Here is a 25,898-nt window from a genome sequence, read left to right as displayed (position 1 = left end):
AACTTGGACGGTTTTGTCAGAACGGCTTTTGTAGGATAGTGAATCGAGGATGGTAGACCATGTCAGGTTCCTCTGAACTGTCCGGGACGACGCGGCGTGCGGTGCTGAAGGCGGTCGGGGCCTCGGTCGCGGTCGGGGCGGCGGGGACGGCGAGCGCCCACGAGAAGTGGGACTCCCATCCCAACGACAGCGAAATCGAGGGCGGAAGCCCCTCCGCGCTGGACTCGCCCGGCAACACGGTCGGCGCACAGGTGATGGGCTACCACAGCCTCGGCAGCGTCGGCTCCGAGACCACGAACGGTTCGCGGAACCCCCACTACGGGGCCCAGACGGAAATCCGGACGCGGGGCGACTACGCCTACGTCTCCTTCTTCTCCTCGGACGCCCCGACGCCCGGCCGCGGGATGGCCATCGTCGACATCAGTTCCTACAACGACGCCGAGACGGACGCCGAGGCCGAGGCGGCCAACATGTCCGTGCTGTCGTTCGTCCGCAACAACAGCACGGGAACGGCCGTGATGGACCTGAAGGTGAGCGACGACGGCGACTACGTCTTCCTCGGCACCCAGCCGCTCACGGCGCTCTTCACCACCGGGCCGAACGGTGAGGCGACCGACCCGACGCCGAACCTCGACGGCAACTCCTTCACCGAGGCGCCCGGCGCGGTCGTGGCCGTCGACGTCTCCGACAAGGGCAACCCCGAGACGGTCGGCGCCTTCCAGGTCAGCGGCCTGGGCGTTCACAACCTCTTCCACCACCGCATCGGCCAGGAGGAGTACGTCTTCGCCATCCACGACCAGCCGGACGGCACCGGGATGTACGTCCTGCGGTTCGACCGCACCACGGGCCAGCTGGAGCCGGTCAACCTCTGGACGCTCGCGGGCGACGCCCGACAGGGCGAGTACGCCGGCGACACGGCCTACATCCACGACGTCGAGGTCCAGGACGACCCCGTCACCGGCACGCCGACCGCCTACCTCGGCTACTGGGGGCAGGGCCTGCAGGTGCTCGACGTGTCAAACCCCGAGGACATCACCCAGATCGGCCAGTTCGACATGAGCGCGTGTCACTTCACCTCGCCGGCACCGACGCTGTACGAGACGCCCGGCGGCGAGACCAAACGGGTCGCCGTCGCCAGCCAGGAGATAGGCAGCAACGGCACGCGGACGGGCCGCATCCACCTCGTCGACGTCTCCGGCATCTACGAGGCGGACGCCGAGGTCATGGACGTGCCCGACGACCTGACCGTCGAGAACGGCGTCGCACAGCTGGAGACCTTCGACACCTGGGAGTGGCAGAACCTCGAGGAGGACACCGACACCCCGGACGCCGAGGAGATCCAGTTCGGCAACTTCCAGCTGTCGCCGCACAACTCCGACGTCGTCATCGACCAGGACGGCGAACTGTGGATCCACCAGTCCCACTACCACGGCGGCATCCGCTACCTCAAGGGCGTCGAGGAGGACGACGGCACGCTCGGCCTCACGCAGGAGGGCTTCTCCCGGCCGGTCTACGACACGCCGAAGGCGTCCCGGATGCAGGGACTCAGCGAGGTCGTCCCGAACTGCTGGGCGGCCGTCGAGTCCAACGGCGTCACCTTCGCCTCCGACATCAACCAGGGCGTCCACGCGGTGAAGGCCGACGGCATCGAGTACGGCGGCGGTCCCGCGGTCGTCGACGCCGTGCGCTCGGACGACGGGAGCCTCTTCACCGGCGGCCAGACCGACCGCATCGACATCGACGTCCGGTTCGTCGAGCGCTACGACGAGGTGCTGGTCCGGGACCGTCTGCCCGCCTCGTGGGACGCCTACGACGACGACGCCTACGAGACCTACGAGGAGGGCGCCGCGACCTACGTCGAGTTCGACGCCGCCGCCAGCGGCGGCGACACGCTGTCGTACTTCGCCGACGTGGGCGGGGGAAGCGACGCCGCTCGGGTCGGTCCCGTCGAGGTGAGCACCGACGGCGGCGAGACCTGGCAGGCCCTCCCCGGCACGTTCGACACCAACTTCGTGGTGGGCGCCCCCACGAATCTCGTGGCCGGCACCGCGGCCGCCACCGTCGGCATGGCGGCCCACCAGCGGGACCGGATCGTCGAGGGCGCCCGCGACCTGCTCGGCCGCGAGGAGTAGCGGCGCGGGCGCGAGACCGGGCAGGTCGGGGCGGTCCAGGTCGCGGCCGAAACCCCGCCCGAACGGTCCCGATCCGGTGTCCTGTTCACACGTCTCAAACTGCGTTTATGTGTTCGCGGCTCCAAAATCGAGGTGTATGAGCGAGTTCAGTCGACGACGGTTCGTTCGGGGCACCGGCGCCGCACTCGCGGTCGGCGCGCTGGCCGGCTGTACCGGCAACGGCGGCAACGGTGGGGGCAACGGCGACGGCAGTAGCGACGTCCCGCAGGCCATCGACGACCACCTCTCCGGCGCCAACGGCTACGACGGCACCATCGCCGACATGACCGGCGAGAGCGGGGTCACCGTCATGGTCGGCGCCGGCGACGGACTGGCGTTCGACCCGGCCGCGGTCCGCATCAGTTCCAGCACGACGGTTACCTGGGAGTGGACCGGCGCGGGCGGCGGACACAACGTCGCAAGCGTCGAGGGCTCGGAATCGGACTTCAGGAGCGGCGATGACTTCGTCAGCGAGGAGGGTCACACCTACGAACAGTCCTTCGACAACACCGGCGTCCAGCTGTACGTCTGTGAACCCCACGAATCCCAGGGGATGAAGGGCGCTATCGACGTCGTCGAGGAGTAACGCGCGGCGCTTTTCTACGGTGGCGACCTATCGAGAGCCGTGAAGCGAGTGACGGACCGCACGTCGAACCCCTTCGGTATGCGGGCGCCGGGCGAGCCGGCGGTCTACGGCTACGGGGACGCCAACGCCGACTTCCACGTCGTCGGCGCCGACGCCGAGGCCCACGGCGGCGCCGAGACCGGGGTGCCGTTCACCGGGTCGGTTGCCGGCCGCCGGCTGCAGGCAGTTCTGCACGCGGTCGGCTTCGCGGCCGAACCGTACAGCGACGAGCCCGACCTCTCGAACTGCTATCTGTCGTACCTGCGGCTGTCGCCCGGCGACCCCGCCGACCTCGAGCGGTACCTCGACGCCGAACTCCGGGCCATCAACGCCCATATCCTGCTGGCCGTCGGCGACGAGGCGCTGTCGTACGTCCTGGAGGAGTTCACGACGCGGGCCCGCAAGCTACCGCACGACGCCGACCGGCTGCACGCCACCGAGATTCGGGGCCGTGGCTTCCTTGTCGTGCCGGTCAAGGAGCCGGCCCGCTGGAGCGACGGCGACGAGGCGGCGCTCGTCGAGACGCTGGAGGGTATTCTCGACGGCGACTACCGACAGACGAAGGGCGTCGCCACGCGGGTGGGCTAGGTCCGGTCGACGAAGGCGACTATCTCCTCGGCTATCTCCTCGCCCGCGTCCTCCTGCAGGAAGTGCATCGCGCCCTCGATCCAGGTGTCGGGCTGCTCTTTGGCGGTCGGGATGAGCTCCCGCAGCGGGTCGCGGGCGTTGCCCGTGATGGGGTCCGAGTCCGAAAACAGGACGAACGCGGGCTTGTCCCACTCGGCGAGCCGTTCCTTCGCGGCCCGCATCGTCGCCGCGCCCTCGTCGTCGGGCGACTGCGGGATGAGGAAGGGAAGCACGCGGGCGCAGGCCTTCGATTCCTCGGTCGGGAACGGGGCGCTGTAGGCGGCCAGTTCCTCGTCGGTCAGGTCCGTCGCCGTCGCGTTCTCGACGAGCATCTCGATGGGCAACTCCTCGACGCTCTCGACGAAGTCCGCGAACTGGTGCCAGGCGTCGGACATCTCCTGGGTGCCGTCCGGGACGCCGGTGTTCATCGGCACGAGACGGGCGAACCGCTCGGGGTGGTGGCCCGCCAGCGCCAGCCCCAGGATGCCGCCCCAGTCCTGACACACCAGCGTTACGTCGGTGAGGTCCAGTTCGTCGAACAGCAGCGTCTCGAAGCTCTCGTAGTGGAGGTCGAAACTGTAGGCGTCGGGGTCGGTGTACTTGTCCGAGCGGCCGAGGCCGAGCATGTCGGGCACGATGACACGGCCGCGCTCGGCGAGGGTTGGAATCAGTTTCCGGTAGAGGACGCCCCACGTCGGTTCGCCGTGCATCAACAGGAACGTCTCCTCGCCGCTGCCCGCAACATCGACGTAGGCCATCTCGGCGCCGTCGTCGGTCACGGGGACCCGTTCGTGAGGGTAGTCGTAGTCCGGGACGTCCTCGAACCGTTCCTCGGGCGTGGTGACGATGGACACGGCCCACCTTCCGCGCGGCGAGTTATAACTGTTAGGCGAACGCTCGCCGTCGGGTAACATTGCTCAGAGAAGCCTACTTGAGTTCTCGGCCCGTACGGCGGGCATGGAGCACACCCCCGAGCACGACGTCACCGCCGAAGCGCCCGACAGCCCGGTCCACACGGTCGGCACCGACCACATGACCGTGATGGGCGGCGACGCCGCAAGCACCATCGCCTTCTACCGCGACCTGCTCGGCATGCCGCTCGTTCTCGAACAGCCCAACCTCGACGCGCCGGAGCTGACCCACCTCTTCTTCGACACCGGCGACGGCCGCATCCTCACCTTCTTCGTCGGCACCGACCGACCGACCCGCCCCCACCGCGGACCGGGCAACGTCCACCACCTGGCCTTCTCCATCGCCCCCGGGGAGTTCGACGCCACGAAGGAGGCGCTGAACGACGCCGGCTACGGCTTCAACGAGTTCGACCGCGGCGCCTTCCACTCGCTGTACACCCAGGACCCCGCCGGCCTCGTCGTCGAACTGGTCGTCGAGAAGTACGCCATCCCCGACGACCGGCGCGGCGAGGTGCTGGCGCTGGCCCACGAGAAGCGCGTCGATGCCGGCGCCGGCTTCGTCGACGACGAACACATGCAGGCCGCCCTGGAGGAACTGGGCCTGGACTCGACGCCCAAGTTCGAGGGCGAGGCGCCGACCGGGGCCGGCGTCTGAGGGCGGCGAGCGGCTTCCGGGAGACGATTCGCCCGACCGCTCCGTCCGTAACGTCGTCCGCGAGTTCGACCGACACCCGTTCGTGACGGCATCCCAGGGCGTGACAAGACCTATTACGCCCACCGTCGGAGCTACCGCCGTCCGCCGATGACCGACCCCCGACGGGAGAACCAGGACCTCTGGAACGAGTGGAGCGACGACTTCCAGGCGCTGTGGAACGCCGACACCGCCGAGGGCGGCCCGCCGCCGGCCCCCTCGCCGTTCGACCCCGAGGCGCCCGGCGGCCGCCAGCCGGAGGTGCTCGACTCCCTCGAGGACAAGGCGTACGTCGAGTTGGGCTGTGGCGGCGGCCAGGGCAGCGTCGGCACCGCCGAACTCGGCGCCGAGCCGGTCGTCGGGGTCGACTTCTCCGGCGAACAGCTACGGCACGCCCGGCGGTTGCGGGACCACTACGGCGTCGACGCACGCTTCCTCCAGGGCGACGTGACGGACCTGCCGTTCCCCGACGACGCCTTCGACGTGGCCTCCTCGGAGGCGGTCTACCAGATGATAGCAGACCTCGAGGGAGCGTTCCGCGAGGCCCGGCGGGTGCTCCGAGACGGCGGCGTCTTCGTCGTCAGCGTGCCACATCCCATCTACGAGATTCTCGACGTCGAGACGGGGACCTTCGAGCGGGACTACCTCGGTCCCGACCGGCGAACGATAACGATAGACGAGTCCTACGACGCCGAGATGGTGGTCTTCGACCGGACGGTCGGGGACCTCCACGACGCGCTCGTGGGGGCCGGCTTCGAGGTCCGACGGCTGCTGGAGACCAGACACCACCGCGCCGAGCACGGCGACCCCGACGACGAGGCGTTGCCCGACCTGCTGTGGAAGGTGCCGGGCAGCGTCCGCTTTTGCGCGGTCGCCGCCTGAGAGGGACACCGCACGGTCGGGACATCAAAAAGGATGCTCTCTCGACAGGGTGGGGTCGACTGGCTCGTGGCGCCGGCGTCTCGCCGCGAACGAAAGGTTTTGAGCCCGGGGGTACCCACGACAGGTATGCGAATCGATTCGCGGTTCCACGCGAGGTTCGGGGATGTCGTCGGGGGGCGGTCTGTCGTCGATGCGTTCGAAGCAAGGGCGTTCGTCGGGAGATGCCGGGGCGCCGTAGCCACGTTCGGGGAACGAACGCTCTCGCCCGGAAACGCCGGCGGAGGAGCCGAATGACCGATCCCGGTCTCGGGTTCGATCTCGGAATCGTCTCGCTGGACAACCGGGCCTTCGAGGGGAACAACAACAGCTACGTGCTCGGCACCGAGTCGGGAGCGACGACGACGCTCGTCGACACCGGCGTCGCCACCCCGTCGACCCGCGAGCAACTCCGGGACGGGCTGGCCGATCACGGCGTCGAGTTCGCCGACATCGAACAGGTGCTTTTGACCCACCACCATCCCGACCACACCGGACTGGCCGGCGAGATTCAGGCCGAAAGCGGCTGTGAGGTCTACGTCCACACCGCCGACGCGCCGCTCGTCGCACAGACGGACGAAGCGATGGTGGCCGCCGAGGAGCGCCTCAGGAGCGTCATCGACGAGTGGGGGATGCCGGAGGACAAACAAGAGGAACTGCTGTCGTTCGTCGGCGGTACCGCCGGTGTCGACGGCGATCCGCCCGAGGTGACGACCTTCGAGGACGGCGAGACGTTCGACCTCGGCAGCGTCGTACTCGAGGCAGTGCACATGCCGGGCCACGCCGCGGGCATGACGGGTTTCGCGTTCGACGGCCGCGACGGCGAGGAACTGTTCAGCGGGGACGCCATTCTCCCGTACTACACGCCGAACGTCGGCGGCGCCGATACACGGGTCGAGGACGCCCTAGCGAAGTACCTCGACACTCTCGCCGCCGCCGTCGAGCGCGGATACACCCGCGCGTGGCCGGGCCACCGCGGCCCGATCGTCGACCCGCCAGGGCGGGCGGCCGACATCGTCGTCCACCACCGCGAGCGAACCGAGCGCGTCGTCGACGTCCTCGTCGACGGCCCGGCGACGCCCTGGGAGGTCAGCGCCGAGTTGTTCGGGTCGCTGTCGGCCATCCACGTCCTCCACGGTCCCGGAGAGTCGTTCGCTCACCTCGAGCACCTCGAAGCGGCCGGCATCGTCGCCCGCGACGGCCGTCGGTTCGAACTGCTCGAGTCCGACCCGGAACTGGCGTCGCTGTTTCCCGACGTGTCGGCTGCGCTGTCACCGACGGCACAGCCCGGACGGTAGTTCCAGCTCCGCCTGTGCGCGCGCCGTACACGACCGACCGAGGGTTAAGCGACCGCCGCCGTTGGATACGGGTATGAACGACCCCGAGGCCGCGGTGGCGGATCTGCCTCCGAGCGCGAAGCTGGTCTACAAGACCCTGGAGTACGAGGGCTCGCTGACGCAATCACAGCTGGCCGAGGAGTCGCTGCTGCCCCAGCGAACCGTCCGGCACGCCCTCGGCAAGCTGCAGGACGCGGGGGTCGTCGAGGAGTCCGCCTACCTCATGGACGCCCGCAAGTCGATGTACACGGCGGTGTCGGCCGATGCCGACCCCGCCTCGGCGGCCGCGTGAACGGCGGCCCTTCTCCCGCCGTCTTCTTCGCTACTCCGCTTCGAGCGTCGAGAGTCGTGTAACCCGCCCCACCAGCGTCCCGTCGGACAGGTAGGCCTGCAGGACCCCGTCGCGTTCGCGCTCCCGGAGCCGGACCGTCCCGAACCGGTCGGCTCCCCCCTCCTCGATGCGAAGGCCGACGCCGTCGTCGTCGACGACGACGGTCCCGACCAGCCGCTGGTTCTCCCGCGGCTTCGGAACGACGAGCCGGACCCGCCGGCCCGCGAGTGTCCGTACGTCAGCCAGGTTCGGCCGTCCCATGGTCGCCGGCTCGGTTCGCGAGAGCAAAAGGGCGCCGCTCGGCCGGTGTCGTTCGGTTCGTCGAGCCGGACTGGTGGCTCGCTGTGCCCACTGTTCACTTCGCCGAGGCAGACTCACGACTCGCTTCGCTCGCCGTTCGTCCTTTCGAGGCGCTCACTCCGTTCGCGCCTCGAAGGGCATGGCGGGACCGAGCGAACCCGCAGGGTTCGCGAGGGTCGAGAGACGCCGTGGGCGTCTCTCGGGATTCGAGCCGGAGCAAGACGGTCGCCTCGCTCCACTCGGCGCTGCGTCTTGCAGGGTTCGAATCCCGTTCCGCTTCACTCGTCGCTTCGCTCCTCGTTGCACGGGCATGGCGGGACCGAGCGAACCCGCAGGGTTCGCGAGGGTCGCCATGCGCGCGAGCCGAACGAAGTGAGGCGAGCGGGCATGGCGGGATTCGAACCCGCGGTCTAGAGGTTAGGAACCTCTCGCCCTGTCCACTAGGCCACATGCCCAGCGATGGCTGTAGAAGTGGGGAACCGGCCGGTCGGTCCGTTCAGTTCTGTTCGGTTTCCTCGGACGTCTCGGCGTCGGAGATCTCGAACTCCTGGTCGGCCTCGGTGCCGGCGTCGGTCGTGGTTCCGGTGTCGACGCTCGTCCCCGAGTCGGTCGAGGGGCCTTCCTTCATCTCCTGAAGCTCCTGTTCGACCTCCTCGCGGCCCTTCTGGAACTCGCCCATCGCCTCGCCGGTCGAGCGGGCCAGTTTCGGTATCTTGTTCGCGCCGAACAGGAGCACCGCGATCAGCAGAATGACCAGCAGCTCCGGTCCGCCGGGGATGCCCAACTGCAGTGGGAGTGGGTCTACCATCGTACCCGTGGCTAGCCCACTGTCGATTATAGGCTTTTTCCTCCCCCGGGAATCAAAAAAGGCGGCAGTACCTGGGTCAGGCGTTGGAGCCTTCCGCTTCCGTCTCCGTGGTGACCTCTTCGCCGTCACTCGGTTCCTCCTGCATGCTCTCGAGTTCCTCCTCGACCTCCTGGCGGCCCTTCTTGAACTCGCCGGTGGCCGACCCCATCGACCGGGCGAGTTCCGGCAGCTTACTTGCGCCGAAGAGCAGTATCAACACGAGCGCGATGGCCCCCAACTCCAGCGGACCGAGCCCGCCGATGAACAGTGGCAGTGTCATACCTCTCCGTTCGCGCGGCTACTTGTAGGCCTTTCGCCGTCCACCGGTTGCCGACTCCCCGCTGGCGTCGGAAACGGCCAGTTTCAAACCGGCGGAACCGCACGTACCGATATGGTCGAAAAAGGCGACGACGCACCCGACTTTACCGCCCCGGCAGCGAAACCGAACGGCGACATCGAGGCCGTCTCCCTCTCGGAGACGCTCGCGGACGGGCCGACCGTCCTCGCCTTCTTCCCCGGTGCGTTCACGAGCGTCTGTACCGGCGAGATGGTGACGTTCCGCGACCGCCTGGACGAACTGGAGGCTGCGGGCGCCGACCTCTACGGCGTCAGCATCGACTCGCCCTTCTCGCTACAGGAGTTCGCCGACCAGCACGACCTGAACTTCCCGCTCGTCGGCGACACCGAGAAGGAACTCCTCGACGCCTACGATGTCCGGATGGACTTCGAGGCGCTGGACATCGAGGGCGTCGCCGAGCGCGCCGTCTTCGTCGTCGACGAAGACGGGACCGTCACCTACGCGTGGGTCGGCGACGACCCCGGCGTCGAACCCGACTACGACGAGGTCGTCGAGGCCGCGGCCGACGCCTGACCGCGGTGGGGCCGGACGTTTTTTCTCCGTGCCCGGCGTCCGACGGGTATGAGCGACGCCGACAGAACCGAAAGCGTCGACGGGTCGTGGGTCTACGACCCCGACGCGGAACACGCCTTCCCCGACGAACGGCTCAACGCCGTCCTCGAGACCATCCGGTCGGACACCGAGATCGCCGCGTACCTCGACGCCCAGAACGTCAACCCGGTCACCCGGAAGGGGTACAACGACCACGGCACGAAGCACATCGAGATCGTCCGCAACCGGGCGCTGCGGCTCTACGAACTGCTCAAGCGCGGCGGCGTCGAGTTCAACGGCGCACACGACCAGGGCCTCGACGAGGCCGACGAACCCGTCATCGTCGCGCTCGCGGCGACGCTGCACGACATCGGCCACGTCGTCCACCGCGACGACCACCCCTACTACTCGATCCCGCTGGCCGCGGACATCCTCGACCGGATACTTCCCGAACTCGGCTTCTACGACATCGGCGAGACGGTCCGCCTGAAGGGGGAGGTGCTGCACGCCATCCTCTGTCACCACACCCCCGAGAAGCCGCTCACCCACGAGGCCGGCGTCGTCCGCGTCGCCGACGCGCTGGACATGGAGCGGGGCCGCTCCCGCATCCCCTACGAGAAGGGCGGCCGCGGCATCAACACCATCTCGAGTCAGGCCATCCGGAACGTGACGTTACAGCCCGGCGACGGGACGCCGGTGCTGGTCGAGATCGAGATGGTCGACGCCGCCGGCGTCTTCCAGGTCGACGAACTCCTGAAGGCGAAGCTCCGGGACTCCCGTATCGAGGAGGCGGTCCGAATCGTCGCGGTCAACACCCACAGCGACGACGAGGACCTCGTCGAACGCATCGAGATGTAACCGGGTTCGCGTACCGGATCACTGGGTGAACCCGGTCCCGCGCAGCGAGGTCAGCCCCTCGTCGGCGGCCTCCGCCTCGGCGTCGAACACCGCACGGATGGTGTTGTAGGCCTTCTCGTCGTGCATCCCGGGATCCATCGTGAACACGCCGAACATATCGCCCGAGCTGATCCGGGCCGTGAAGACGTGCAGGAACCGAAACAGCGTCTGCTGTTCGGTGTACATCAGCGCCGTCGAGACCGAGGCGAACCCGACCCGGACCGAGCCGGGATCGTCCGCCTCGTCCAGCAGCTTTGCGAACTCCAGGCTGATGCCGGTCAGATCGCCCGGCGAGCTCAACTGCCGAACGCGGGCCTCCTCGACCTCCGATTCACGGCTCGTACAGTCGATGATTCCGAGCTGGTCGGGATCGGCACCGCGGTCCAGCAGTTCCTCGACCACCTGGGCGGCGCCCGTGTTCGTCGTGATGAGGATGGTCGATTCCCCGTCGTCGGGCGCGATCGCGTCGAAGAGCCGACCGTCGGTCAGCGCGGACGTCCCCGTCAGGAGGAGGCTCGTCCCCGGGTCGAAGGACACGGGTCCGTCGAAGCCTTCGACGCGGTAGCTCACTCTCGACCCTCCTCTCCCTCGTCCGGTCGGTCACCGCCCTTCCCTTCGAGGTCCCGGACCATAGCGACGAACTCGTCGCTCTCCATGTCCGGCAGTGCCTCGTCGAGACTGGCCCGAATCCCGGCGATGCGTTCTTCGAGTTCGGCGAACTCCTCGCTGTCTTCGAGCTCCTCTTCGGGCTTGGAGGACTGCAACACCGCCTGCTTCGAGACCAGCGCGTACAGCTCCTGTTCGAGGTCGGCGTACTCCGTCCGCGAGAGCAACCGACGGATGGTCTCCAGGAGCGTCTCCTGCTCGACGGGCTTGGTCAGGTAGTCGTCGAACCCCATCGTGATCACGTCGAAGTCGGGTTCGACCGCGGTCACCATCGCCACCTTACAATCCGTCGAGCGACTCCTGACCTCCTCGAGGACCTCGTCGCCGCTCATCCCCGGCATCAGCCGGTCGAGCAGCACGACGTCGACCGCCTCGTCGAACTGCTCGAGGGCCTCCTCACCCCCCTTGGCCGTTCGGACGTCGTACTCGTCGTCGAGCCACCGGACGTACAGCTCGATGAGAGCCTGCTCGTCCTCGACGACGAGGACCGTCGGTTGATCCGATTCCGTCATCTACTACCGGCCTTTTTGTGGGGAGGAACGTATAGTTTGGCTTCGGATTGTGCGATACGGTCGTCGGAGACGGATCCGTCCCGGACGGATCGTCCGTGTTCACTGACGTGAAACGCTCGGGAACTGCCGCTACAGGTCCTCCGACTCGCTGACTCGGTTCCCGTTCCGGTCGTAGACGGTGATGTTGACCGCGGCCGGTTCCCCATCGAGGTCGTGTCGGATCTGCGGGGTGAAGAACGTCCCGCTGTCGGAGCTACCCTGGAGCTGGTGGGTCTTGTTCAGGAGGACGGTACTGGAGTCGTTGACCCCCAGTTCGATGTAGTCGAGTCCCGACCCGCCGGTGTCACTCGCCTTGTAGTTCACGGATATCGTGGTGGCGTCACTGGTGAGCGTACAGGACAGGATCGTATCCGAGATGACGGGGATGTTGACGTCCCCGAACGTCGTACAGACGTCGTAGGTGTTGCTGGTGACGGTCACGTTATCGAGGGTCGGCTTCTCGTCGTCCAGCCGTGGATCGAACGTCACCAGCATGTTGATGTCTTCGGGGTCGTTCTCGGGATCGAAGTCGTAGGAGGGGTCGGCGGGGTCGCCCTCGTAGCTGGCGTTGACCTCGACGACGCCCTGCGGGCCACCGAAGTAGCTGACGGCCGGCCGGCCGTCGTCGGTCGTGTTGGCTTCCACCGATTGCGTGCCGGTGCTGTTGAAGCTACCCGAGTCGACGGTGATGTTGACCGACTCACCGCTCACCGGGTTGTTGTACCTGTCCCGGACCTCGACCGGGAGGATGTTCGCCTGGTCGATCTGTAGTTGCCGGTTCGACGAGCGCGTCACGTAGGTGGCGTTCGGATCGGGGACACCGTTCCCGACCCCGACCTGTGGCACCCGGAGGTTGTACGCCTTGGTTCCGTTGAGCCGCACCTCGACGCGACTCCCGTTCTGGACGACGCCCCGGACGTTGTCCGCGTCGGCGAGCATCTCCTCCCACTGGGAGGCGTTGAGCCTTGTGGGGACGTTGATCGTGATGTTTTGGCCGCTCTGGTCGGGTTCGATGGTGACCGTTCGGGCCGGCGCGCTCGTCGCCTGGGCTTCCAGCGACAGCGCGGTCGACTGCCCCTGCGAGAGGTTCCCGTTGAGCAGCATCAGCGAGATGGTGTTTCCTCGGACCAGATTGGTCTCGTCGTCGACGATGGTCGTGTTACCGAAGTCCCGATAGACAGTCCCGTACTCCAGCACCGTCACCGGGGCCTCGTCGTACTCGTTGTACGTCGGGTCGTACTCGAGCCGTCGGCTCGTCAGGTTCGTCATCGAGCCGTTGACGTAGTCCCTGGTGTGCTCGTCGGTTGCGTTGATGTTGTAGATGCTGACGGAGCCGTTCCCTGCCGAACGTATCTCGCCGCCGGGTGGATCGGGATTGAAGAACAGCAGTCGGGAGGGATAGGTCGTCCCCATCTGGATCTTCACCGACTTGGGCGTGCCCGTTACGGCGACCTCCGACATCGCGGTGTTGAAGTTGACGAAGTCGCTCTGCAGTTCCTGGTTGTGGTTGAACTCGACTTTCTGGTTTGCAGCGGGGATCGCCTGCGTCTGTAGGATCGCAAGTAGTGTAATCAGGATACCGAACACCAGAATGGCCCCGATTACTTCCGATACACCTCTCTCGTCCGCACGAAGTCGTTCTATCATATCAAATCACCAGGAAGACGATGGCCGTGATCGTCACGAGGCCGATGCTGTACTTCAGCCCCGCGAGGACGTTGTTCTCCGCGAGTTTGCCGGCCAACAGTCCGCTACCGATGCCCTGAATGAGCGCCGAGTGGAGGAACACCGCCCGGTAGACGCCGACCGGCACGTCGCCGACGCTTGCGACGCCGGCGACGCCGCCGGGGGCAGCCTCACCGCCGACCTCGCCGGTCGTCCCCGAGAGGTTACTTATCGGCGTCAGGTAGCTCGTGTCGAGCATGACGATGACCGCCAGGAACACGAGGAAGCCGATGACGACGATGGCAGTGTAGGCGCCCATCTCGCTGCGGCGCTTGCGCTCTATCTGGTAGCGGTTGCGGGTGTCCTCCGCCGCGATGGAGATGATCTGTGAGAGGTTGCTCGACGAGCGGTTGCCCTTGGCGATGAGCTTCATCGTCCGGGTCACCTGCGGGACGCGCAGGCGGTTTGCGAACTCCAAGAGCGCTCGCTCGACGTCCTCGTTCCAGGCGATGTCGTTGCGCACCTTCCGGAGTTCGTCGGCCAGGGCGCCCTCGGACCACCGCGAGACGAGGTTCAGCGCCTCGACGAGCCGGATGCCCATCTGGTTGGCGCTGGAGAGGATGTTCAGCGTGTCGGGGAACCGCTTTGCAATGGAGCGCTTGCGCCGCCGCTGGGACTCGTACAGCCCCGCGAGCGGGACCGTGACGACGAGGAACGGAACCACGAACAGGCCGAGCGTTCCCTGGACGGGCGCGTCGAACAGCCCCTCCAGCGATGTCGGGACCGCACCGCTGACGACGAGCCCACCGAGACACAGCAGCGCCACCGGGACGGTCAGCGCCAGCGAGAGGAGCGGGTTCCGCTCGCGGATCTGCTGGATCGGGTTCTCCAGTTTCGCACGGCGCTCGTCCCGCTTCTTTCTGTCCTCGTACTCCTCGTAGTCCGGGTCGGCCTGCACCTGATTGCTCCACTCGGTCCGGAACTCCGAGCGCTCGATCTCGAGGGTCTCGGTCGACTCCGCGTACGGCTTTGCGAGAATGTCGACCGCGGCCAGGAAGCCCAGCATCCCCAGCGGGAGCCCGACGTAGACGAGGAAGAACGCCTGCAGCAGTGCGTCGCCGCCCAGCAGCGTGATGACCATCAGCGTGACGATGAGAAACAGCGGCGCGGCGACGAAGGCGACGATGAATATCTCCGAGAGGATCGACAGCGTGTCGAGAAAGCCCTCTTGTTCGTCGCGGGCCTGGTCCATGTAGGTGCCGGCCTCGTCCTCGAGGAACGTCGAGAAGTCGCTGCCGGAGTCGAGCACGGAGATCATGTCGTCGATGAACTGTTCGAGGTTCTCGGAGGGCGTCACGGAGCGGGCGTCCCGCAGCGCCGAAAAGAGGTCGTTGCCGAACAGTTCGACGTCGCGGACGACCACGTCGAACTCCTGGGCGACCTCGCCGTAGACGTCCTCGGCCTCCGCCAGTTCCTTCAGCACCTCGAAGGAGTTCATCCCGCCGTGGCTCAGCGCGTACATGTAGACGATGGCGTGCGGAAGCAGGATATCGATCTGGCGCTCGCGGGTGCTGGCACGCATCAGCGGGTAGTAGTAGCCGGTCACGAAGGCGCCGCCGGCGAACAGCCCGACGGAAACGAGAATGAGCAGGACGGTCAGCCCGCCCTGCAGCGCCACCGACGAGACGCCGAGGCTCTGCCAGCCGCCGAAGATGAAAAGCTGGAGGCTCAACGCGGTCCCGAGAATCAGGCCGACGGCGGCCGCGATGAGAGTGTAGCCGACGATCCGCTCGAGGTAGATGTCGTAGGTGTACCCCATGCGGGCCTGGTTGAGCCAGCGCTGGAGGTCCTTGAACCCCGAGGGGTTCAGGAGGAAGTACGTCCGTATCCGGCCGTGTTCGTCCCGGAGGCGCTCGCGGTCGTCCTCGGAGAGGTCGTGCCGTTCCGGGAACCGCTGTTCCAGTTCGTAGTCCGGAATCGGGGTCGCGTCCTCGATGTTACCCTGGCTCATTCCTCTTGGAAGTCCCCCGGTTCGAGGGTGCCCTCGTCGACCTTCTCGAGCAGCCGTTCCTGGTTGTTACCGAACATGTGGATGGCGGAGGTGACGTCGTGGTAGTCGGAGATGTCGTTGTCGACGAGGTACTGCAGGAACTCGCGGCGCTTCCGCAGTTCCTCGGCGAGTTCGCGGCCGCTCCAGCCGCGGTCGTCGGCGATGTCCTGCAGGACCTGGGAGTTGTTCACCCGCTGGATGGTGTCCTCGTCGGCGTCCCGGGCGAAGATGTCGATGGCACGGATCGAATCCTCGGCGTCGCCGCCGGGCAGGATCTCCGTGACGCCGTCGTTCCGTCGGACCCGGTCGCCGTCCATGAACGTCTGCTTCTGGATGGAGATGATGTCCAGTTCCAGCACCATCTGGGTCGGGACGTTCAGCGGCTGGTTCTCCAGGCGGTTGAGGACGCCTTCGACGCTCTCGGCGTGGATGGTGGTGTAGGCCGTGTGGCCCGTCCCGATGGCCTGGAAGAAGGTGAACGCGACGTTCTGCTGGGTCCGTATCTCCCCGACGAGCAGGTACTCGGGGCGCTGCCGCAGCGCCGCCTGCAGGAGTTCGTACATCGAGACCTCGCCGCGGCCCTCGGAGGTGATGGACTCGCGGGTGAGGCTCTGGATCCAGTTGTCGTGCGGGAGCGTGATCTCGCGGGTGTCCTCGATGGAGACGACCTTGGCGTCCTCCGGCACGAACATCGAGACCGCGTTCATCGAGGTGGTCTTGCCCGACCCGGTACCGCCCGAGAAGATGAGAGAGCGGTTGTTCTCGATGGCCAGCCAGAAGTACGCCATCTGCTCGGTGCTGAACGTGCCGCGCTGGATGAGGTCGACCGGCGTGAAGGGGATGGTGGCGAACTTCCGGATGGTGAAGTTCGATCCCCGGGTCGCCACGTCAGAGCCGAACGTGAGCTGGACGCGGGAGCCGTCCGGGAGCGTCCCGTCCATCAGCGGCTCCGAAACCGACACCTGCTCGCCGGCCCGCTGGGCCAACCGTAGCGCGAAGGAGGACAACTGCTGTTTCTCGAAGGTGATGTTCGTCGGCATGTCCCGGTGTTCGGTGTGGTAGACGTAGACCGGGATGCCGACGCCGTCACAGGAGACGTCCTCGATGTTGGGGTCCCGCATGATCGGCTCGATGGGACCCAGGTGGACGAAGTCACGGAGCAGGTAGTACTTCAGCTTCAGCAGCGAGCCGTCTTCGATGGTCGCCGCGGCGTGGTCGGAGATGATCTCCTTTGCCTTCTCCTCAAAGATGGCCTCGCGGTCGTCGCCCTCCTCTAAGTCCTGGTACATGAGGCTGTTGCGCAGTATCTTCACCAGGTCTTCGCGGACGTACTCCTCGAACTCCGAGAGGTGTGGTTCGTGGACCCGATACCGGAGCTTGTCCTCGCCGTCACGACGGAGGATGGAGACGTAGGCGTACGGCTTGTCGACCCAGAGCCGCTCTACCTCCTCGTGGTTGTCGAGATACGAGAAGTCGAAGAACCGCCCCTTGATGAACTCGGTGTCGGGGCGACTCGCAAACGTCTCGTCGATGTCGGTCTCTCGGAAGTAGTCGTGGACTTCCCGGAGTATCTCTCCCTTTATCGGGTGGTCGGAGACGAGCTTTCGTTGATCTCCCGTCGCAGCCTCGGTGGCCGAGGAACCCCCCGATTCGGCGTCCGTACTGGCCTCCCGGTCCGACCCGTCGGGACCCTCTCGCTCCTGGTCCGAATCCTGCCACTCGAACTCCTCGTCTCCCTCGGCGGTCTCGCTGTCGCTGCTCATGAGAATCCTCCCCGTCGGAAAGCGTGGGTCCGTTGCATCTTCCACAGCCGTACTATATATCGGTTTGATGACATTATCGTTGATACCACCTGTTTTTTACGCTCGCTTAGACCTCTGGCGCATGTCGCCACATCTGTCGGAGGATGAGGGAGGACATGCCTGATAATTCGTTACTATATGCGGAGCCTAATATTGTTGGCGAATAAAACCATCCGTGAATCCACCAAAAGTTCACACGTCCGTTTTATAAAACGCGATCCCGGCTCGGGTGGTCCACTCGGGCTCCGAATCGCCGTGACTCGAACGCCGCGACGTGTCGGGTGCATCTCCACCTTCTCGACGGAATCCCCCGGATTGATCGACGACGCGTACCGATAAATATCGTTCGAGCGATTTCTATTCCTGATAATACCTTGCTGGAGGAACCGGTCGACCCCGAGACCGCCTCGCCGACCGGAACTCGCGTGGGGACGACGGGAAATCAAAGCGGCAAACGACCGCAGGGAGTGCGTTCACGGGTCGCTTCGCTCCCCGTTCACGTCTTCGAGACCTCACTCTGTTCGGTCTCGCAATGCGCCGACCGGGATTTGAACCCGGGCCATGAGCTTGGAAGGCTCAGGTCCTACCACTAGACCATCGGCGCGCTCGTCACACCGTTCCTCGCGCCCCGGGGTTCGTGATTCCTTCGGAATCACTCACCATCGGCGCTCACTTCGTTCCTCGCGCCGTGACTCGCGGTTCCTTCGGAACCGCTCACCATCGGCGCTTGTCGGTAGTAACACACCGCCCACTAAGGGCCTTTCCGTTCCCCGTCGCTGGGGGTAACGACCGCATAGCAGTTGCCGCTGGAGCGCCACGACCGAACGACCGTCAGGTCGCTGGCGGCGAGGTCGGCGTCGAACTCCGGGGGCGCGTAGATGTGATAGAAGCGGGGGACTGTCTCGCCGTCCGGGAGCGTCCAGTCGACGTGCGTGTCGAAGCCGACCTCGGCGTCGGCCGGGGCGTCGAAGCGGTCGTGGGTCGTGCTCCAGGCACTGACGAGCGCCTCGCCGCCCGGCGAAAGCACCCGGGCCAGTTCGTCGAGGCTCCGCCGTCGGAGTCCCCGCTCGGGGAGGTGATGCAGCGTCGCAACGTAGACCGCCAGGTCGACGGCGTCGTCAACCAGCGGGAGCCGCGAGGCGTCGCCCTGGAGGAAACTCCCTTCGGGAACCCGCTCGCGGGCCAGCGCCAGGAGGTTCCGGCTCGCGTCCACCCCGACGACGCGTTCGGCGTGCTCGACGAGCACCTCCGCGTTCCGGCCGTTGCCACAGCCGACGTCGAGGGCGGTGCCGACCTGCCGGTCCGCACAGAACGTCTCGGTCTCCGGCCACGGGTACGCCCGAGTCCGTGCGAAGTGCTCGGCGATGGCGTCGTAGGTCTCCCGGACCGTCCGGCGGTCGTCGGCCATGCCCGACGTTCCGGCGGCGGCCCCAAGAACGGCGCGGTTCATCACCCGAGAAGGGTCAGGACGACGTACGTGATCGTCAGCATGACCGTCGCGTGCTTGACGCCGTCCTTGATCGAGCCGCCGCCCATCATCCCGCCGACCAGCCCGGAGAGCAGCGACTGGATGAGCGCCGCGTGGAAGAAGACGAGCCGGAACGGCGGGACGTCCCCGCCCTCGATGCCACCGATGACGCCGGGCGCCTGCGCCAGCGAGTCGCTGTCGATCCCGCTGGTGTCCGGCAGGTTCGGTATCAGGACGTAGTCGATTGCCACGATGACGACCAGGAAGACGAGAAAGGAGATGTAGATGACGACGAGGTACGTGAGCATCTCCTGGCGACGCTGCCGGCGGAGCCGCTGGTCGGCGCGGGCCTGCTCGGCAGCGATGCGCAGCACGGGCCCGATCTCGTTGGAGGCCCGCATCGCGTTGGTGATGAGCGTCACGACGCGGGTGACCGAGGAGGTCTGGACGCGGCTCTCGAAGCGGTCCAGCGCCTGCTCGACGGTCGCTCCCCACTGGATGTCTCGCCAGATGCGCTCGACCTCCTCGTCGAGGGGGCCGAGGTCGCTCTGCCGGACCCGATCGAACGAGGAGACGACCGCAGTCCCCGCCTCGTTGAGGCTCGCAAGCCGGTCCAGCAGATCCGGGACCGACCCCTCGAGACGCCTGAGCCGGCGCTTGCTCACCTCGTAGACGAGCGTGAACGTCGCCATCAGAAAGAGGACGGCCTGGATGACGAGGTCGTCGGCGACGCGGACGTCGAAGCCGCCGGCCGAAAGCGCCGTCGGCAGTCGATAGAGTGTGACGCCGACGGCGATCGGAACGGTGACGTAGAGGACGAGGATCGGCCGCTCTACCATCGACTGCAGCGGGGACGCGACCGTATCCCGGAGCGACCGGATTCGCTGGTGGGCATGCAGGCGGCCGTGGTTGACCCGGGAGTTCGGCCGGAGGTAGCCGCCGTCCGACCGGACCCCGCGCAGCGAGTTGCCGCCGTCCTCGCCGCCGATCAGCACTCGCCCGCTGTCCCGGGAGATCCGCAGCGGCTGGGTGACGTCCGCGAGGTAGGCGACGAAGATCAGGTTCACCGCCGGCAGGACGACGTAGGTGATGACCTGGAGGGAAAACAGCGTGTTGCCGGCGACGACGCCGATGATGAACAGTATCGTTATCAGAAAGAGCATGCCGGCGACGACGACGGTGACGTACACTTCTGCCGTCGTCGCCAGCAAATCGAGTATCTCTCGCTGTTGTTCCTCGGCCTCCTCGCGGTAGCGTTCGTACTGGTTCCGGAGGAACTCCGAGATGTTCCCGCCGCTCTGGAGGACGCTCCCGAGGTTCTCGCTGAACTGTTCGAACTGGTTCGAGGGTGTCCGGCGGGAGGTCTCCCGGATAGCGGTCACGAGGTCGACGCTGAAGAGGTCGATGCTCCGGACGGCGACGCCGATCTCGGTCGCGCTCTCGCCGAAGACGCCCTCGTTGCGCGACAGCGCCCGCATCACGTCGGGAAACGACATTCCGCCCCGGGTCAGCGCGTAGACGAACGCGACCATCCGCGGCATCCCGGCGTCGATCTGTCGCCGCCGGGTGTCGGCCCGTACCGACGGGAGGTTCCACCGAACGAGGTAGGCGGCGGCACCGCCGATCGCGCCGAAGAGCGCCGCCGAAAAGAACACCGCGATTGCGACCCCCGCCTGCACGCCGACGACGGCGGCAGCCCCGTTCAGGACGGCCTCGATGCGTTCGGGCCTGGGCGCGTTCGAGAAGACCCCCAGCCGCGGGAGCCGGAACGTCAGGCTCTCGGTCAGCCCCGCCTGCTCGATGACGAGGAACGCGAGGTAGGCGCCGACGACCGTGCTCGCGATCGCCGACCCGAGGATGTACAGGCGGGTTCGTGTGGCGTACTCCCGGTACGGCGTCCCGATAGCCGCCGTCCGGAGGAGTCGCTCCCGCCGGCTCTCGGGTTCGACCTCGATGCCGGAGAAGAGCGCGAACGACAGCCTGGCGACGACCCGATCGAGCAGCTCGCTGTACGGAACCAGCACGAACAGACAGATGACCGAAAGCGCCGCCAGCAGTGGGAGATAGACCAGCAGCATCTACTGGTCCGCCGCGTCGATGGCCATGGCCCCCACGTTGCCCTCCAGTTCGCCGATCCGGTCCATCACTTCGCCCGGCCTGGCGTAGTAGCGGTTCACCATCGCCGTGAAGTCCTGATACTGGTCGATCCCTTCGTCCCAGAGGTACTTGAGGAACTTCCGGCGGCGCTGCATCTCCCGCAGCAGTTCCGACTGGGCCCACCCGCGCTCCTCGCGTATCTCGTCCAGCAGCTTCTTGTTGCCCTCCCGGAAGCTGTCGTCGGCCGACCGCCACTCGTAGGCGTTCGTGTAGTCGAGTTCGCCGGTCCGCTGGTCGATGCCCTCGATTTCGGCGATGGCGTCGGCCCGGCGGACCCGCTCGCCGCCGAACCGGGCCAGCGTCTGCACGCAGAGGACGTCCAGCGACTGGACCATCGGCCGGGGAACGTTGATCGGCTCGTTCTCCAGACGGTTGATGACGGTCTGGACCGAGTCGGCGTGCATCGTCGACAGCGTCGTGTGGCCGGTGTTCATCGCCTGGAACAGCGTGATGGCCTCCTCACCGCGGACCTCGCCGACGATGATGTACTCGGGGCGGTGCCGCAGCGCCGACCGGAGCAGGTCGTACATCGTGACGTTCGACCCCTCGTCGAGCCGTTCGCGGGTGACACTGGAGAGCCAGTTCTCGTGGTGCAGCGCCAGCTCGCGGGTGTCCTCGATGGTGATGAGCTTCGAGCGCGGCGGGATGAACATCGAGATGGCGTTCATCGAGGTGGTCTTCCCGGAGGCCGTCCCGCCGGCGAAGATGATGTTCTTGTTGTGCTCGATGGCCATCCAGAGGTAGGCCATCTGCTCCAGCGAGTAGGTGCCGAACTCCAGGAGGTCGATGGGGGTGAACGGCTCCTCGCTGTACTTCCGGATGGTGAACGCCGAGCCGTGCGGGGTCACCTCCTCGCCCAGCGCCAGTTCGGCTCGGGAACCGTCCTCCAGGGTCGTCTCGACGATCGGGTTGCCGACGGAGATGTGTCGGCCCGCCTGCTGGGCCATCCGGACGATGTAGCTGTCGAGTTCCTCCTGCTGGAAGGAGACGTTCGTCTCGATGTCCTGGTAGTCGTCGTGGTAGGCGTACAGCGGGACCTCGTAGCCGTCACAGGAGATGTCCTCGATGTTCGGGTCGTGCATCAGCGGGTCGATGCGCCCGAAGCCACGGAACCGACGGTAGAGGTAGTAGTAGAGCCGATAGAACCCGGCGACGTCGGTGTCGACGCCGTACTTCTCGAGGCGGGTCTTGAGCTCCCGCCTGAGGGCGTCTTCGGGGTCGTCGTGCGAGTCGCCTTCGCCGTACAGAAGCGGGGTCCGGACGTCGTCGTACAGCGCGTCGATGAGTTCGGTCTCGAAGGGGTCCAGCGACGGTTCGATGGCCCGGTAGAGGTGCTTGTCCGCCCGGTCGTCGTACGTGACCACCACGTACGCGAAGGGGGGGTTCAGCCAGTAGCGGTCGACAACGCGGTCCTCGAACTCGACATCCTCGACGATCGGCCCGTGGTCGTTCGGTCGGTACTGCTCGTCCGGGACGCTCGACCCCCGGAGTATCTCGGCGGTCCGCGACAGCCGCTCACGAACGGTCGACAGAGTGCTGTTTCCTTGAGTGCGTGCCATCGATCGGGGCCTCCGACAGCGGTCCGTGGGTGTCTGTCGCGCTATACTTCCTCTGCCCGTATAAATCCCGCTGGCGACTCGACGCCTGACCCGTTAGGCGGACCGTACTCCGCCGCCCGCGGCGGCTCCGGGGGGCTGGCCGTCAGCAGTGCGTGCCACGAGGACCCGTCTCACGCCCTGTCGACGATCAGGAGGAGCCCCCCGAACACGTACATGAACACGACGCCGACGGGGACCGTGACGCCGGAGAACCCGACGGAGACGTAGTAGGTCGCGGCGGTAAGCGGCAGGGCCGTCGCCAGGAGTAACCCGCCCATTACCCGGACGGGATCCAGCGGCGACCGTTCGGCCAGCCGTTCGTCGAAGGCGTAGTAGAGGACGCTCCAGGCCAGCGCGAGCGCGAAGACGGCCGCCGCGGCCAGCCACAGTCGGTACCCCATCGCCACGCTCGACCCCTGCGGGAATCCGGGAGCGTCGTGGACGAAGACGAACGGGTCGGCCGCCTCGCCGAGGTCGATGCCGGACAGGAACTGGACGAAGGCGGGGAGAAAGTGGATGCGGAACAGCCGGAGATCGCCGAGGCTCGTATACGAGACGCTCCAGGGCAGCAGCGCACACAGCCACGCCGACAGCACGGCCAGTTCGCCGGCGTACTCCGAACGGACCCACATACCCGTCCGGGTGTCCGAGAGGGGATAAAAGCTACCGAACGACACCCACTCGGAGTCGGATCGGTGCGGCGGCCGATGCGGCCGGGTCTGACGGTGGCGTTACGTTCATGCCGTCGGCCCTCGTAGAACCGTTAGCAACAAGGGATGCGGCGTGATTACTTCACTCTGGCTGTCGACGGCGTCGGCGACGAGGCGAACCGACGGCCGGTGGTCACCATCGGCTACGATGGCCCGGCCGACCAGCTAGAAACGCGGATGACGAAAGGCGGATCGCTGCTCGGGGAGTCGGAGGTAGACGTCGGTTACCGGCTCCAGGGGGCCGAGGACGACGGCGCCGGCGTGCTCGCTATCGCCGACCGCGTCACCGGCGAGTACGTCCTCGAACTCAACGCCGGGGCCGAGGACGTCTTCGCGCTCGTCGAGGCCGCACGGGAGTTCGGCCAGGCGACCGACACCGAGGACCGCTACCGGATCGTCGTCGAGTCCGGCGGCGACCACCTGGCGACGTACGACAAGTCCACGCTTCTCGTCTACGACCACGAGGGCGAACTCCTCCGGAGTCGGAGTCTCATCCCCAGCGGCGTCGAACTGTAACCCGGTCTCGACGACCCCTCACCGACGGCCCTCGACGTTCGAGACGGCCGAAAATCGAGTCTCCCGAATTAGCGTATGAGGCCCGTGACGACGCGCGATTCGGCCTTCCGGAGGTGTTCGTCGACGGTCGAGGGCGCACACCCGAGGTTCTCGGCGATGTCCTTGTGGGTTGCCTTCCGCGGCACGTCGTAGTAACCCTCCTGTACGGCCGTCTCGAAGACCTCCAGTTGGCGGTCCGTCAGCGGCGAGAGCAGGTCCTCGTTGCCGGGGATGTACGTGCCGGCATCGTTGACCGAGAACTCGAGGGTGTCGGGGATGGTCCCCAGCGCCGCCCGGAGGTTGTCGTGGGTGCCGACGAGCGTCGCTCGCAGTCCGTCCTCGGCGAACTCGAGCGGCGTATCGACGATGAGCGTGTGCTCGTGGGCGACGTCCAGCAGCGTTCCGCCTTCCTCGGCGGCCTTCGCCTGTACGAACGCGTGGTAGCCGTCCCCTGCGAGGTCGACCACCTCGTGATCGAAGACTGCCGGCTGTCCGTCGAGGGCGTCGTCGAACGCCTCCCCGTTGCCGGTCACGCGGTAGAGCAGCACCGTCGTCCCGTCGGCCCGGGCGTCGACGTGCAGCAGCGCTTCCCGCGTTATCGCGCCGTGGTCCGCGAGGAACCGGTCGATGGGGTGGATCGCCCGCTCCGTCGGTGAGAGACTGAGTTTCAGGTACCTCATGGGTTCTGCGGTCTACCCCACACCGGGGTAGGACGGGGATTTAAGGTTCTGACAAAACCTTCCAAACGTTGCCAGCCTTTCACAGGATCCGGGAGCGGAAACGCTTTGAAGGCGGCTCACCCACCTCCGATATGGACTGGCCGCACGACCCCGACGGCGAGGAGGGTTCGGAGGGGATGCGCAAGTACGGACAGGCGATACTCGCAAAGAAGCTCGACGAGGACGAGGACTTCCCGCTGGAGAAAGCCGAGTTCGTCGAGGCGCACGGCGACGAACCGGTCCGGCTCAACCACGAGCGGGTCGTCAGCGTCGCCGACATCTTCGAGAACGTCGAGGAGACGGAGTTCGAGGACATCGTCGCCTTCCACAAGGCCGTCGGCCGGGCGATGCGCGGGGCGGGGATGTGGGAGATAGACGTCGAAAAACACGCCTGAGGACCCGGCCGGTCGGCCGTCGGACCGTTGGCCCGGGACGCCCGCGGTCGAGCGCCGCGGATGGCAAGGCAAATACCGGACCGCGCCGAACCTGCGGGCGTGACGAACACGCAGTTGACGCTCATCCAGATAGACAACTACGGTCCCTGGACCGTGACGCCGGAGCCCCGCCGGGAGGTGGACCTCCAGACGATGCAGTCGCGGCTCTACGCGGACCTCTCACAGCTGTTCGGCAACCGCGAGGGGTACGTCTTCTTCACCCGATTCGACAACATGGTCGCGGTGACCAACGGCCTCGACGTCGACGACCACGCGCTGATTCAGGAGTCCATCGCCAACCGCTACCCGGTGACGGTCAGCCTGTCGATCGCGGTCGACCCCTCGCCGGCCGAGGCACTCGGCGTCGCCACCAGCCAGCTTCAGGATGCCGGCAGCGCACAGGACCGGGGCCGGACCGAGATACTGAAGGGGACGCCGCTGGCCGACACCGAGCGGGCCGGCACCGATGTCCAGATCGCCCACTTCGACGTCAACGACGCCACCGGCAAGTACACCGACCGCCTCAACGAGTTCGACTCCTTCATCAACATCGAGCAGGGGTACGCCGAGTTGATGCGGTACATGCGGCGGGCCCACGACTCGCTGTCGTTCTTCGTCGGCGGCGACAACATCATCGCGGTCTGTGAGGCGATCGACCAGGAGGGCTACGCCGACGCCGTGGAACACGTCCACGAGTCGGTCGGCGTCGACCTGAAGGTCGGCGTCGGGCGCGCGGAAACCGCCCAGGAAGCCGGCATGGCCGCCAAACACGCCCTCGAGACCTGCCGGGAGGAGACCACCGACGTCGAGTTCGCCGAGTGAACGGCCCCCCGGCGGCCCGACCCCGGAAAACGACCCGTTTGGTCGGTAGCCACCGATTAATATCGGCGTTTGTGAACGTAACCTGGGCATTCCTTGGTCTTTTTATCTCGGTGAACCCCATCCACGAGGCTTAATTTTATATGCCAACGGTTGCTGG

At 66.6% G+C, this 25,898-nt stretch carries 27 protein-coding genes and 2 tRNA genes; 13 read left to right on the top strand and 16 right to left on the bottom strand.

The window, feature by feature from the left end; translation table 11 throughout:
• Positions 1-59: 59 nt before the first annotated feature.
• From NLF94_RS12460 to NLF94_RS12450, 3 genes are all read left to right on the top strand, one after another.
• On the top strand, positions 60-2,132 hold the full coding sequence (locus tag NLF94_RS12460) for an LVIVD repeat-containing protein (protein WP_254837949.1): 2,073 nt from the start codon (positions 60-62) through the stop codon (positions 2,130-2,132).
• A gap of 136 nt (positions 2,133-2,268) precedes the next feature.
• On the top strand, positions 2,269-2,757 hold the full coding sequence (locus NLF94_RS12455; RefSeq protein ID WP_254837948.1) for a halocyanin domain-containing protein: 489 nt from the start codon (positions 2,269-2,271) through the stop codon (positions 2,755-2,757).
• Between the two features lie 39 nt (positions 2,758-2,796).
• On the top strand, positions 2,797-3,384 hold the full coding sequence (locus NLF94_RS12450; protein WP_254837947.1) for a uracil-DNA glycosylase family protein: 588 nt from the start codon (positions 2,797-2,799) through the stop codon (positions 3,382-3,384).
• On the opposite strand, the gene NLF94_RS12445 is transcribed toward NLF94_RS12450, so the two are convergent.
• Positions 3,381-4,277: a haloalkane dehalogenase gene (locus tag NLF94_RS12445; protein ID WP_254837946.1), complete on the bottom strand. Its 897-nt coding sequence runs from the start codon at positions 4,275-4,277 to the stop codon at positions 3,381-3,383. The two genes, NLF94_RS12450 and NLF94_RS12445, sit on opposite strands and share 4 nt — an antisense overlap.
• Before the next feature lie 103 nt (positions 4,278-4,380).
• On the opposite strand from NLF94_RS12445, the gene NLF94_RS12440 reads away from it, so the two are divergent.
• From NLF94_RS12440 to NLF94_RS12420, 5 genes are all read left to right on the top strand, one after another.
• Positions 4,381-4,989 (top strand): VOC family protein, encoded by a 609-nt coding sequence (locus NLF94_RS12440; RefSeq protein WP_254837945.1) that lies wholly within the window; start codon positions 4,381-4,383, stop codon positions 4,987-4,989.
• Between the two features lie 147 nt (positions 4,990-5,136).
• A complete protein-coding gene (locus NLF94_RS12435) occupies positions 5,137-5,907 on the top strand; it encodes a class I SAM-dependent methyltransferase (protein WP_254837944.1) in 771 nt (256 codons plus the stop codon).
• 126 nt (positions 5,908-6,033) lie between these two features.
• Positions 6,034-6,201, top strand: a complete 168-nt coding sequence (locus tag NLF94_RS12430) for a hypothetical protein (RefSeq protein WP_254837943.1) — start codon at positions 6,034-6,036, stop codon at positions 6,199-6,201.
• The gene (locus NLF94_RS12425) at positions 6,198-7,241 is read left to right on the top strand and encodes an MBL fold metallo-hydrolase (protein WP_254837942.1); all 1,044 of its coding nucleotides are present in this window, start codon (positions 6,198-6,200) and stop codon (positions 7,239-7,241) included. Before NLF94_RS12430 ends, NLF94_RS12425 begins: the two co-directional genes overlap by 4 nt.
• 73 nt (positions 7,242-7,314) lie before the next feature.
• The gene (locus NLF94_RS12420; protein WP_254837941.1) at positions 7,315-7,572 is read left to right on the top strand and encodes a winged helix-turn-helix domain-containing protein; all 258 of its coding nucleotides are present in this window, start codon (positions 7,315-7,317) and stop codon (positions 7,570-7,572) included.
• A 30-nt stretch (positions 7,573-7,602) separates the two neighbouring features.
• Here the strand turns inward: NLF94_RS12420 and NLF94_RS12415 are convergent, their stop codons facing one another.
• The 4 genes from NLF94_RS12415 to NLF94_RS12400 form a co-directional block, all read right to left on the bottom strand.
• A complete protein-coding gene (locus NLF94_RS12415) occupies positions 7,603-7,872 on the bottom strand; it encodes a hypothetical protein (protein WP_254837940.1) in 270 nt (89 codons plus the stop codon).
• A 421-nt stretch (positions 7,873-8,293) separates the two neighbouring features.
• Positions 8,294-8,366 (bottom strand) — tRNA-Arg (locus NLF94_RS12410).
• 41 nt (positions 8,367-8,407) lie between these two features.
• Positions 8,408-8,719: a twin-arginine translocase TatA/TatE family subunit gene (locus tag NLF94_RS12405; RefSeq protein WP_254837939.1), complete on the bottom strand. Its 312-nt coding sequence runs from the start codon at positions 8,717-8,719 to the stop codon at positions 8,408-8,410.
• A gap of 76 nt (positions 8,720-8,795) precedes the next feature.
• Positions 8,796-9,038 (bottom strand): Sec-independent protein translocase subunit TatA/TatB, encoded by a 243-nt coding sequence (locus NLF94_RS12400; protein ID WP_254837938.1) that lies wholly within the window; start codon positions 9,036-9,038, stop codon positions 8,796-8,798.
• A gap of 111 nt (positions 9,039-9,149) precedes the next feature.
• Here NLF94_RS12400 and NLF94_RS12395 point away from each other — a divergent pair, with 111 nt between their 5' ends.
• Both NLF94_RS12395 and NLF94_RS12390 read left to right on the top strand, forming a co-directional pair.
• Positions 9,150-9,629, top strand: a complete 480-nt coding sequence (locus tag NLF94_RS12395) for a redoxin domain-containing protein (RefSeq protein ID WP_254837937.1) — start codon at positions 9,150-9,152, stop codon at positions 9,627-9,629.
• Positions 9,630-9,677: 48 nt separating this feature from the next.
• On the top strand, positions 9,678-10,505 hold the full coding sequence (locus NLF94_RS12390) for an HD domain-containing protein (RefSeq protein ID WP_254837936.1): 828 nt from the start codon (positions 9,678-9,680) through the stop codon (positions 10,503-10,505).
• Positions 10,506-10,523: 18 nt separating this feature from the next.
• Here NLF94_RS12390 and NLF94_RS12385 read toward each other — a convergent pair whose 3' ends face one another.
• The 10 genes from NLF94_RS12385 to NLF94_RS12340 form a co-directional block, all read right to left on the bottom strand.
• On the bottom strand, positions 10,524-11,114 hold the full coding sequence (locus tag NLF94_RS12385) for a DUF7504 family protein (RefSeq protein ID WP_254837935.1): 591 nt from the start codon (positions 11,112-11,114) through the stop codon (positions 10,524-10,526).
• Positions 11,111-11,722: a HalX domain-containing protein gene (locus NLF94_RS12380; RefSeq protein ID WP_254837934.1), complete on the bottom strand. Its 612-nt coding sequence runs from the start codon at positions 11,720-11,722 to the stop codon at positions 11,111-11,113. The genes NLF94_RS12385 and NLF94_RS12380 overlap by 4 nt, the downstream gene beginning before the upstream one ends.
• A 129-nt stretch (positions 11,723-11,851) precedes the next feature.
• A complete protein-coding gene (locus tag NLF94_RS12375; protein WP_254837933.1) occupies positions 11,852-13,408 on the bottom strand; it encodes an Ig-like domain-containing protein in 1,557 nt (518 codons plus the stop codon).
• 1 nt (position 13,409) lies between these two features.
• On the bottom strand, positions 13,410-15,437 hold the full coding sequence (locus tag NLF94_RS12370) for a type II secretion system F family protein (protein WP_254837932.1): 2,028 nt from the start codon (positions 15,435-15,437) through the stop codon (positions 13,410-13,412).
• Positions 15,434-17,239, bottom strand: a complete 1,806-nt coding sequence (locus NLF94_RS12365) for an ATPase, T2SS/T4P/T4SS family (protein ID WP_254837931.1) — start codon at positions 17,237-17,239, stop codon at positions 15,434-15,436. Before NLF94_RS12365 ends, NLF94_RS12370 begins: the two co-directional genes overlap by 4 nt.
• Before the next feature lie 572 nt (positions 17,240-17,811).
• Positions 17,812-17,882, bottom strand: a tRNA-Gly gene (locus tag NLF94_RS12360).
• 147 nt (positions 17,883-18,029) lie between these two features.
• Positions 18,030-18,686: a class I SAM-dependent methyltransferase gene (locus NLF94_RS12355; RefSeq protein WP_254837930.1), complete on the bottom strand. Its 657-nt coding sequence runs from the start codon at positions 18,684-18,686 to the stop codon at positions 18,030-18,032.
• Positions 18,687-18,727: 41 nt separating this feature from the next.
• On the bottom strand, positions 18,728-20,824 hold the full coding sequence (locus tag NLF94_RS12350; RefSeq protein ID WP_254837929.1) for a type II secretion system F family protein: 2,097 nt from the start codon (positions 20,822-20,824) through the stop codon (positions 18,728-18,730).
• A complete protein-coding gene (locus NLF94_RS12345; RefSeq protein WP_254837928.1) occupies positions 20,825-22,462 on the bottom strand; it encodes a type II/IV secretion system ATPase subunit in 1,638 nt (545 codons plus the stop codon).
• 170 nt (positions 22,463-22,632) lie between these two features.
• Positions 22,633-23,133 (bottom strand): DUF7549 family protein, encoded by a 501-nt coding sequence (locus NLF94_RS12340; RefSeq protein ID WP_254837927.1) that lies wholly within the window; start codon positions 23,131-23,133, stop codon positions 22,633-22,635.
• A gap of 144 nt (positions 23,134-23,277) precedes the next feature.
• Between NLF94_RS12340 and NLF94_RS12335 the strand changes: the two genes are divergently transcribed.
• Positions 23,278-23,727, top strand: coding sequence for a DUF5793 family protein (locus NLF94_RS12335; RefSeq protein WP_254837926.1), 450 nt, complete (start codon positions 23,278-23,280; stop codon positions 23,725-23,727).
• Positions 23,728-23,795: 68 nt separating this feature from the next.
• Here NLF94_RS12335 and NLF94_RS12330 read toward each other — a convergent pair whose 3' ends face one another.
• Complete coding sequence (locus NLF94_RS12330) at positions 23,796-24,446, bottom strand: helix-turn-helix domain-containing protein (protein ID WP_254837925.1); 651 nt, start codon at positions 24,444-24,446, stop codon at positions 23,796-23,798.
• A gap of 131 nt (positions 24,447-24,577) precedes the next feature.
• Here NLF94_RS12330 and NLF94_RS12325 point away from each other — a divergent pair, with 131 nt between their 5' ends.
• Entirely contained in the window at positions 24,578-24,880 is a 303-nt protein-coding gene (locus NLF94_RS12325) for a DUF5785 family protein (RefSeq protein WP_254837924.1), read from the top strand.
• Positions 24,881-24,979: 99 nt separating this feature from the next.
• On the top strand, positions 24,980-25,741 hold the full coding sequence (locus tag NLF94_RS12320) for a GTP cyclohydrolase III (RefSeq protein ID WP_254841426.1): 762 nt from the start codon (positions 24,980-24,982) through the stop codon (positions 25,739-25,741).
• Positions 25,742-25,898 lie beyond the last annotated feature (157 nt).

Origin of the sequence: Natronomonas marina (assembly GCF_024298905.1) — an archaeon.
GTDB lineage: Archaea > Halobacteriota > Halobacteria > Halobacteriales > Haloarculaceae > Natronomonas > Natronomonas marina.
The sequence above is the reverse complement of the archived record's forward strand: the minus strand, read 5'-3'. Positions and strand labels throughout refer to the sequence as shown.